This window comes from Methanosphaera sp. A6 (assembly GCF_001729395.1).
GTDB classification, from domain to species: domain Archaea; phylum Methanobacteriota; class Methanobacteria; order Methanobacteriales; family Methanobacteriaceae; genus Methanosphaera; species Methanosphaera stadtmanae.
Genome location: NZ_MAIF01000127.1, coordinates 1 through 8,240 on the forward strand (window position 1 = coordinate 1; position 8,240 = coordinate 8,240).

At 29.7% G+C, this 8,240-nt stretch carries 7 protein-coding genes; 3 read left to right on the forward strand and 4 right to left on the reverse strand.

Annotated elements, in window-relative coordinates:
- Nucleotides 1-221: 221 nt before the first annotated feature.
- On the forward strand, nt 222-2,414 hold the full coding sequence (locus A9758_RS05035; protein ID WP_011406666.1) for a CDC48 family AAA ATPase: 2,193 nt from the start codon (nt 222-224) through the stop codon (nt 2,412-2,414).
- Nucleotides 2,415-2,586: 172 nt separating this feature from the next.
- Complete coding sequence (locus A9758_RS05040) at nt 2,587-3,840, forward strand: adenosylhomocysteinase (RefSeq protein ID WP_011406667.1); 1,254 nt, start codon at nt 2,587-2,589, stop codon at nt 3,838-3,840.
- A gap of 26 nt (nt 3,841-3,866) precedes the next feature.
- Here the strand turns inward: A9758_RS05040 and fen are convergent, their stop codons facing one another.
- The 3 genes from fen to galE are packed head-to-tail and all read right to left on the reverse strand — an operon-like array spanning nt 3,867 to nt 6,855.
- The gene (fen, locus tag A9758_RS05045; RefSeq protein WP_011406668.1) at nt 3,867-4,853 is read right to left on the reverse strand and encodes a flap endonuclease-1; all 987 of its coding nucleotides are present in this window, start codon (nt 4,851-4,853) and stop codon (nt 3,867-3,869) included.
- Between the two features lie 13 nt (nt 4,854-4,866).
- On the reverse strand, nt 4,867-5,877 hold the full coding sequence (locus A9758_RS05050; RefSeq protein WP_011406669.1) for a glycosyltransferase family 2 protein: 1,011 nt from the start codon (nt 5,875-5,877) through the stop codon (nt 4,867-4,869).
- 3 nt (nt 5,878-5,880) lie between these two features.
- Nucleotides 5,881-6,855 (reverse strand): UDP-glucose 4-epimerase GalE, encoded by a 975-nt coding sequence (gene galE, locus A9758_RS05055; protein ID WP_011406670.1) that lies wholly within the window; start codon nt 6,853-6,855, stop codon nt 5,881-5,883.
- A gap of 363 nt (nt 6,856-7,218) precedes the next feature.
- On the opposite strand from galE, the gene A9758_RS05060 reads away from it, so the two are divergent.
- Nucleotides 7,219-7,581 (forward strand): thermonuclease family protein, encoded by a 363-nt coding sequence (locus tag A9758_RS05060; RefSeq protein ID WP_232048239.1) that lies wholly within the window; start codon nt 7,219-7,221, stop codon nt 7,579-7,581.
- 37 nt (nt 7,582-7,618) lie between these two features.
- Here A9758_RS05060 and A9758_RS05065 read toward each other — a convergent pair whose 3' ends face one another.
- Nucleotides 7,619-8,089 (reverse strand): hypothetical protein, encoded by a 471-nt coding sequence (locus tag A9758_RS05065; protein WP_011406672.1) that lies wholly within the window; start codon nt 8,087-8,089, stop codon nt 7,619-7,621.
- Nucleotides 8,090-8,240: the final 151 nt, after the last annotated feature.

An 8,240-nucleotide genomic window follows, 5' to 3' on the forward strand; every position in this document is an offset into this window, starting at 1 on the left:
TATTTTTAATAAAAAAATAGAATTTTAGTAACCTTTATATACTAAAAGATACATAGTTATTATTACAAAAAGTAAGTAAAAGAAAAAAAACTAATCAATATTTTAGTAACCTTTATATACTAAAATAGATATAATTATTATTACAAAAAGTAATAAAAAAGAAAACAACATTAAATTCATAAAATATATCATATTAAAAAAAAATATAAGGAGGTAATACTATGACTGATGAATTAAAATTAAAAGTTGCTGAAGCATTCTCTCAAGGAGATATTGGAAGATCAATAGCAAGAATAGATCCAAAATGTATGGATGAATTAAATCTAAAAGATGGAGACATCATTGAAATTGAAGGAAATAAAATCACTACTGCAACAGTAGTAGAATCAAAATCAGATGTAAGTCTAGGAATTCTAAGAATAGATAGTTATCTTAGAAAAAATGCAGGAACATCCATAGGAGAAGAAGTAACAATCAGACCTGCAACTATAAAAGAAGCTAAAAAAGTTAAATTAGCGCCAGTAGATCAAGAAATTGCAATACAAGGAAATTTAAACTCAGTATTCCTAAATAGAACAGTAAACAAAGGAGACATTATCATAACTGGTGTTAGAAAACAACAACCAAAAACATCAAGTATGATGTTTGACGACCTTATAAATCAAATGATGTCCAATATGGCATCAATTGGTGAAATCAAACTTGCAGTAGTAAATACAAAACCACTGGGTCCTGTAAAAATCACAGAAAATACCCAAATTGAAATGGAAACAAAACCAGTAGACCCTAGTAAGTTCGAAGGAGTTGAAAACCTAATAGATGTATCCTATGAAGATATTGGTGGATTAAAAAATGAAGTTAAAAAAATAAGAGAAATGGTAGAAATTCCACTAAAAAGACCAGAGTTATTCAAACAATTAGGAATTTCAGCACCAAAAGGAGTATTACTCCATGGACCGCCTGGAACTGGTAAAACATTACTAGCAAAAGCTGTGGCAAATGAAACAAATGCCCACTTCATAGTAATTAATGGACCAGAAATCATGAGTAAATACGTTGGAGGATCAGAAGAACAATTAAGAGAACTCTTTGAAGAAGCAGAAGAAAACAGTCCTTCCATCATATTCATAGATGAACTAGATGCAATTGCACCAAAAAGAGAAGAAGTATCAGGAGATGTAGAACGTAGAACAGTAGCCCAATTACTAACACTTATGGATGGACTTAAAAGTAGAGGAGAAGTAGTAGTAATTGGAGCAACCAACAGACCTGATGCAATTGATGCAGCATTAAGAAGACCTGGAAGATTTGACAGAGAAATAGAAATTGGAGTTCCAGATAAAGAAGAAAGAAAAGAAATTCTTGAAGTACATACAAGACATATGCCACTTGATGATGATGTAAATCTTGATGAATTAACAGAAGTAACACATGGATTTGTAGGAGCCGACCTTGAAGCACTATGTAAAGAAGCAGCAATGAGAGTTCTAAGAAGAATACTTCCAGAAATACAGACAGACAAAGAAGTACCACAAGAAGTACTTGAAAAAATGGTACTACATAAAAAAGATTTCAAAAATGCACTAAAAGAAATACAACCATCAGCACTAAGAGAAGTACTTGTACAAATACCAGATGTAAATTGGGATGATGTAGGTGGATTAGATGATGCAAAACAAGAACTAAAAGAAGCAATTGAATGGCCACTAAAAAATCCTGAAAAATTCAAAGAATTTGGAATTAACCCACCAAAAGGTGTTCTACTAACTGGAGTTCCAGGAACTGGTAAAACATTACTAGCAAAAGCTGTAGCAAATGAAAGTGATGCTAACTTCATATCTGTAAAAGGACCAGAACTATTATCTAAATGGGTTGGAGATTCTGAAAAAGGAATAAGAGAAGTATTTAGAAAAGCAAGACAAACAGCACCAACAGTAATATTCTTTGATGAAATTGATGCAATAGCATCAACAAGAGGATACTCAGCTGGAGATAGTGGTGTAACACAAAGAGTTGTAAATCAACTTCTTACTGAAATGGATGGAATGGAAGAATTACATGACATATCAGTTATAGCTGCAACTAACCGTAAAGACATTATAGACCCAGCATTACTAAGACCGGGAAGATTTGACAGACATGTTGAAGTAGGTCTTCCAGATGAAGAATCAAGAGAATCAATATTCAAAGTACATACAAAGAATATGCCATTATCAGATGATGTTGACATACACACACTCGCAAAAGAAGCTGAAGGATTTGTAGGAGCAGATATTGAAGCTGTATGCCGTGAAGCTGTAATGTTAACATTAAGAAAAAATCTTGAAGCAAATATTGTACACATGTCTGAATTTGAAGAAGCAATGAAAAAAGTAAAACCAACAAAAGACAGTGAACTTGTTTCATACAACTAAACATCAACAAAATGTAGAAACTTCTAAATTTCTACATTTATTTTTTCATAAACTATTTTTAAAATAAAATTATTAATAATTTAATACAACTTCCTTTATAATCTAAATTAATAATAAGAAATAAGAAGATATAATAATATATTGAATAATATTTTAAAGAGAGATGAAATTAATGACATATGATATTAAGGATATTAATTTAGCTCCAGAAGGAGAAAAGAAAATAAAATGGGTACAAAAACATATGCCTGTTTTAGAAACTATTAAAAAACAATTTGAAGAAGAACAACCATTCAAAGGAATTACAATTGGTTCTTGTCTTCATCTTGAACCTAAAACAATTAATTTAGGATTAACTCTACAAGCAGGTGGGGCAGAAGTTGTAATGACAGGTTGTAATCCATTATCTACCCAAGATGATGCTACAGCAGCTGGTGCAAAACTAGGATTAAATATGTATGGTTGGACTGGTGAAACTAATGAGGAATACTATGAACAACTCAACAAAGTACTAGATTATGAACCAGATATTGTTATAGATGATGGTGCAGATTTAATATTTTTAATCCATAAAGAAAGACCCGAACTTCTTGAAAAACTAAGAGGAGGTTGTGAAGAAACAACAACAGGTATTCATAGATTAAAAGCAATGTATGAAGATAATGCTTTGAAAATGCCTATTATGGCTGTGAATGATTCATACATGAAATACCTCTTTGATAACAGATATGGTACTGGACAATCTACCTTTGATTCAATAATGGGAACAACAAACTCAGTAATTGCAGGACAAACTGTTGTTGTATGTGGTTATGGATGGTGTGGAAGAGGTATTGCCATGAGAGCAGATGGACTTGGAGCAAATGTTATTGTTACAGAAGTTGATCCTATCAGAGCACTTGAAGCTAAAATGGATGGATACAGAGTAATGACAGTTCAAAAAGCACTTGAAGAAGCAGATATTGTTATAACAGCTACTGGTAACAGAGATATCATATCTGGTGATGATTTTAAACATGTGAAAGATGGTTGTATGCTTGCAAATTCTGGACATTTCAATGTGGAAATTAATGAAAATGATCTTGCTAGCCAAGCAATAGGTAGAAATATGTTAAAACCAGATATTGAAGAATTTGTAATGGCTGATGGACGTAGTATTTATTTACTAGCTGGTGGTAGATTAGTTAACCTTGCAGGACAATATGGACAGGGACATCCAGCTGAAATTATGGATTTAAGTTTTGCTATGCAAGCATTATCTGCAAAACGTCTTTTAAATGAAGATATGAAACCAGGTGTTTATAAAACAAGAGATGAAGTAGATATAGAAATAGCTAAATTAAAACTTAAAACAATGGGTGTGGAAATAGATACACTTAGTGATGAACAAGAAAAATATATGAATAGTTGGGATGTTGGTACATAAATATAACATCCTTCACTTTACTTTTTTTAAAACCAATCTTCAAGACTTGACTGTGCTGTTTTTGCTTGTAATTTTTTAATTGCACTTATTGTTCGTCTTTCATCAAAATCATGTTCTCCACATAGAAAATCAAGTAATTGACTTTTTTTTGGACGCTTAAATTCAATAGTATAATTATGAACAACGTTTGGATTTAAAAATATTTCTCTAATTAATTCAGCATCAACCTCCATTGTTTCATTTAATGATTCTAATGCTTTTTCTAATGTACCATATTTATGAATTAATTTAATTCCTTTTTTCGCACCAATACCATATACTCCCTTATTAAAGTCTGTTCCAACAAGCATTGCAACATCAACTAATTGTTCTCTTGTAAGATTCAATTCCTTTAATGTTTTTTCTAGAGAAATTAGTTCTAAATTTTTAGAATTACTTTTAGATAATTTAAGGTTTCTAATCATACGTGTTGCACCAAATTGTAGACAATCATAATCTTGTGATACTACTGCCCATGCATCATTTTGTGAAACCATATAGGAAGCTTGTGCTTCTCCTTCAGTTCTTGCTTGTACATAAGGTATTCCCATTAAATCTAATAATTTTTTAGAAGATTTTATAATTTCCTTATTTAGATGTGTTGTTCTTGCAGCATATTTTCTTGCAGCTACTACATCACCAACTTCTTTAGCTTCCAGATATTTCTTTTCAGATTCCTTTTTAATATTTATTCTTTCTTCTTGTGTTTCTTTTTTTAAATCTGGTGCTTTTCCATCGAAAACATACACTGGTTTTATATCCTTTTCAATTAGTGTTGATGTTTGAAACATTATACCATTTAGGTGTGATGTTATATGTCCATTCAGGTCTCGTAGTGGTGTTCCATCAGTTTGTCTCATACTTGATAAGAATTTATAGATTACATTTGAAGCATCAACTGTTAAAATTTTTCCTTCTAATTCTTTCATTTCTATAGGTTCTGGATTTGTAATATCTTTAAATTTTACTCCCATTAACATACCTCCTTTAATTATATAATATTTTCTTTGGCTTTTTATTGTCAAAGTTTGATGTAAATCCATCAATATATGCATTTGTATAGAATGTTATTCGTCTATATTTGTTATCATCAAAGAGTATTATTCCAATGATTGTTAATATGTAATTTTTTATTATTGTTAGATATAATGATATTTTATTTTGAGAATATTTCATTCCAATCCATATTAGATTTCTTTGCATATAATAGTTTATCCATAATTTATCATATGGTCGTCTATCTACAGATATACCTAATACAGTTTTTTTAAATGTTCCTTTAACACTACCTTCTGCATGTTTTATTATACTGTCATTTACTAGTTTAATTTTTCCAACTGTTCTTAAACGAATACAGTATTCTAAATCATCTGTATGTATGAAAAATTCCTTTTTTGGATAACCTATCTTTGATATAGCATTTCTATTAACTAGTAATCCTACAAATGATGCCATGTCAATATCTTTAATAGCTACTTTTGTATCTTCAGGTGTTATTTGTTTTTGAATAGGTAGTCCTTTTTTAAAGTTAAAGTAGCCTCTGTGATGATATAATATGTTGTTATTAAGATCTACCTTTAGACTTGCAAGTGCTACTGTATCATCTAAGTGATAGTATGGTGTTAATTTTTCAAGACATGTTTTTGTTGGAAAGGCATCATCATCCATTATCCATATCCAATCATAATCATCCTCATATGCCATTTTCACACCATGATAGAATCCACCAGCTCCACCAATATTTTCTGGTAAATGAATGTATTTAATTGTTATATTATTCATTGTTTTTTCTGTGGATTCTATAGTTTTAGTATTTTGTGGTGTGTTTTTAATATATCCTTTTTCATAGAGTAATTGTGGTGTGTTATCTGTAGAATTATTATCTACAATGTATATTGCATTGATTTTATGTGTTTGATTTAAAAGTGAATCAATACATTTTAATAGGAGTTGTTTTCTGTTAAAGGTCACAACTACTGCGCATACTGTATCTTTCATAGTTTATTCCTTGTTTAATTTTTGATGCCAATTCCATGCTGTTTCTATTATTTTATCAATATTTACATATTGAGGATCCCATCCAAGTGTGTCTTTTGCTTTTTTGGAACTTCCTATTAGAATTGCTGGATCTCCTTCTCTTCTTTGTGTTTGTGTAACGTTAAAATTCCTTCCTGTTACACGTTTAACAGATTCTATTACTTCTCTTACTGAAAATCCTTGTCCATTACCAAGATTAAATTGATTACTTTGATTGTTTTTATTTAAATATTCAAGAGACAAAATATGTGCATCTGCTAGATCTGTTACATGTATATAATCCCTAATACATGTTCCATCTGGAGTATCATAATCTGTTCCAAAAATTTTTATATCTTCACGTTTTCCCATAGCTGCATCAAGTATTAATGGAATTAAATGTGTTTCTGGATTGTGCCATTCACCAATTATTCCAGATTCATCTGCTCCTGATGCATTGAAATATCTGAGAATAACTGATTTTAGTCCATATGCTGTATCATAATCCTTAAGAATTCTCTCAACCATTAATTTTGTCCAACCATATGGATTTATTGGATTTTGTGGATGATTCTCTGTTAATGGTATTTTTTGAGGTATACCATATGTTGCACATGTTGATGAGAATATGAATTTTTTAACATCATGTTTTAACATTACATTAAGTAGATTCATTGTATTTACCACGTTGTTGTTGTAGTATTTTTCTGGATTTCGTACTGATTCACCTACATCTATAAATGATGAAAAATGCATCACTGCATTAATATCATATTTAGTAAATATGTCATCTACTTCATTGATATTTGCAAGATCACACTTACATAACGTTCCCCATTTAACTGATTCTTCATGTCCATAACTTAAATTATCTAAAATTATTGTTTCATATCCCCTTTCATTTAAAACTTTATTTACATGGGACCCTATGTAACCTGCTCCACCTACAATTAATATCATATTATTACTCCTATTTGATTTAAAAAAAAAACATTAAATATATTATATATTACTTTATATAAAATATAATTATAGTATTTTATCATTCTAAGTCTAAAAATACACCAAGCCAATATATTGGGGATTGATTAGACAAGTAATATGCGATATAATTGAAATATTAAATTCATAAAATATGTTAAAACCCACGGGCCGTGGGGGATAGCTCGATTAATCTAAACTACAAAAATAGTTTATTGCCCGAGAAACACAACCATAATAGTTGGGTAGGTCAAGAAAGTGATAAAGATGAAAAAAATAATACCTATATTGATAATTGTAGGATTATTCTTATGTAGTTCCATGGTATATGCTTCTAATAACATGAAAGACATGCCACGACCAGAATTAGATGGTAGTAATGTTACTGGAGAATGTTATAAAGTTATTGATGGAGATACAATCTATGTTTCAGGTCTAGGTAAAGTTAGATTTGTTGGAGTTAATACTCCTGAACGTGGAGAAGAAGGATACTACGAAGCAAAAAACTATGTAAAAGAAAGATGTTTAGGAAAAATGGTTACTATTGATGTGGATGATGCAAAACACTTTGATAAATACAATAGAACATTAGGTGTTGTGTATGTTGATGATAGTAACTTAAATCAAGAATTATTAGAAAAAAATCTTGCAGAAATAATGTACATACCACCATCTGAATTTAATCCATACAGTTGGGCTGTATAACCTTATTTCTTTACTTATTATTTTTTTATAAAAGAGTTTATATAGTATAATATTCACCATCAGCTCGTTTTACTTTTTTAAGTAAGTTTTTATTTTCTAGGGAAACAGTTATGTTGTATGTTCTTTTAGGTGATAATTCTAATTCACCATAGAGAAGAGCACCCTCTAATACATATCTTGGAGCATAACCATTATATTTGGAGATTACATTTTGAATTATTACATATGCATCTTCTTCTGTTTTATTTAGCATGTAACTCTTTAGTGCTGATTTATCTTCAACAACCTTTGTTTCCAAATACAGGTCAATATAATGCACTTCTTTAGCATCTGAATCTAGTTTTATGAAATTTTTTTCTTGAAGAGCTTCTAATAGATCTATTAAACTTGTTTCTGACAGTTCTAATATATCCTTTATCTTATTGTAAGGTATCTTTTCAGGATATTTATCTAAGTTATTTTTAATTAATAAAAGAATTTTATTTTCATTTTTAGTAATTACTTGCAATTACTTTACCCCATATTATTTTTGTTTATATAAAATATAGTTTCTATTTAATAATTATATAATATTTTAGCTCCTTTGATAAGTCATTGTTGACTTAACTATTGTAATGCCGTTTTTGTATTTTCTGTTGTGTTTATTATTTGTTTTATTA